Source organism: Negadavirga shengliensis (assembly GCF_042652345.1).
GTDB classification, from domain to species: Bacteria; Bacteroidota; Bacteroidia; order Cytophagales; family Cyclobacteriaceae; genus Negadavirga; species Negadavirga shengliensis.
This window is the reverse complement of the sequence record NZ_JBHSJJ010000044.1, coordinates 1-1,595: the sequence shown is the minus strand read 5'-3', so window position 1 is coordinate 1,595 and position 1,595 is coordinate 1. Positions and strand designations below refer to the sequence as shown.

General features: G+C 48.6%; 1 protein-coding gene. It reads right to left on the bottom strand.

The window, feature by feature from the left end; all coding sequences use genetic code 11:
* Positions 1–14: 14 nt before the first annotated feature.
* Complete coding sequence (locus tag ACFPFU_RS25600) at positions 15–1,334, bottom strand: IS4 family transposase (protein WP_377069589.1); 1,320 nt, start codon at positions 1,332–1,334, stop codon at positions 15–17.
* Between the last annotated feature and the right edge of the window lie 261 nt (positions 1,335–1,595).

Genomic DNA, 1,595 nt, shown 5'->3' with positions numbered 1-1,595 from the left:
CCATATCCGTTAACTTAAGCATAGAACAGGTCGTAAAGTATTTGATGATGGGGCTTTTGTTTGAGTCTTTTCTCTACAGTCAATTTGGGGATTATGGGGACCAGACTGGTGATGAACCAATTGGCAAGATCCCTGTGGCAGGATATTTTTGCTCTCATCCGGGAAGTAAACATTCTTGCCATTTTGAAGAACTTCGGATAGCTGCAGCGTTTATGGCAGCGGTTGCTTTCCAGCAGCTGGTTGGCCACCGACAGTATACTGGTATTCAGCAGTATCCAGATGAGTTTAGCCAGCAGCTGGCATTCCATCCGTTCTTTTTTCATGGCCCTGATGCTGTCAATGTCCAGGTTTGATTTCCATGTTTTGAAGATCAGTTCCACCTGCCATCTCAGTTTATAGGCTTCGATCACCTGTTTGGTGGACAGTACATCCTGGGGAACATTGGTGATGAACAGGTTATAATGTGCCTTGATCCTGTATTCGTCTGAAAGCTTATAGCCTTTGGTCCTGTTGCCTGATTGTCCTGCCTTTCTGATCCGTTCGGCAGCCACCTGTTTAGGTACCGGAATGAGCACCAGCCTTGTTTTGAGCTTTTCCTTGCTGCCCATATAGGCTTCTGTTTCATAGGAGTCCATACCTGTTTTCTTCATCTTCCGGTCCAGGCCTTTCCAATCCAAAGGGCTGAACCCGCCTTCCTGCCCAGGCAGGTAAAGGCCCACCTTGTGCAGACGGTTGAGGTAATAGGCCTCTGCTTCCACCACACTCAGTAGATAGGGAAGGGTGATATAGCCCAGGTCCCGGATGTTCAGACTGCCGGCCTGTAGCTGTCCGACTGTCTCTTTGGAGTCCTGTTGGTCGTTTCTGGTGGCCCTGGTCATTTCCAGGCTCCTGCAGGACATGGTCAGCAGGTCAAATTCGTATTGCAGGTTCATCAGGGAAGAGGCCTTGTTAAAGCTGTTATAGCCCGGATAGTCCTCTTCCAGGGCGATGGGTAGGCTGTATTTGGTGGAGTCCTTGATATGGATGCCGCTGAAAAAGCCATTCCCCGGCAGCTCTCCCGCCTCCCGGACCAGCTGACAGGAAAGCTGCCGGGTGAAAAGGGCTTTGAAAAACTCCACGGCCTCCGGAGTAAAGTGCTTATGGATGGCCTCCCGGCTGATCGCTATGCCGGTGTCCTCCATGTAATCACAACTGATATCCAAAAGGCTGAGACGGCCGTGTTTTTCCCCGTTGAAGACCAGGGATTCTACAAAATCCAGTGCGGATATCTTCCGTACGCGCCGGATGAAGCCCGTTTCCCTTGCCAGGGCATCCAGGACCTCCTTGGAAAACAGTCCGGAGTATCTTTGCTGTATCAGTTCAAGTTGTTGGGTGGTTTCTTTGTCAGTTTTTAAAGCGTTTTTCCCCTAAAAAATTATCTTTACAAAAAAAAAGGCGGCCTTTTGTTAGAAGAACAAAGATACGGCCGCCTTTTATTTACAAATAAATAACTAAACAAATATGGGGAAAAAACTACGCAATTCCTCCAAGGAGGAATTACGCCGTCCTCAAAAACCTGTTTGTCAGCAGGTTAGTCCTTAAGTTAACGGAGGTGG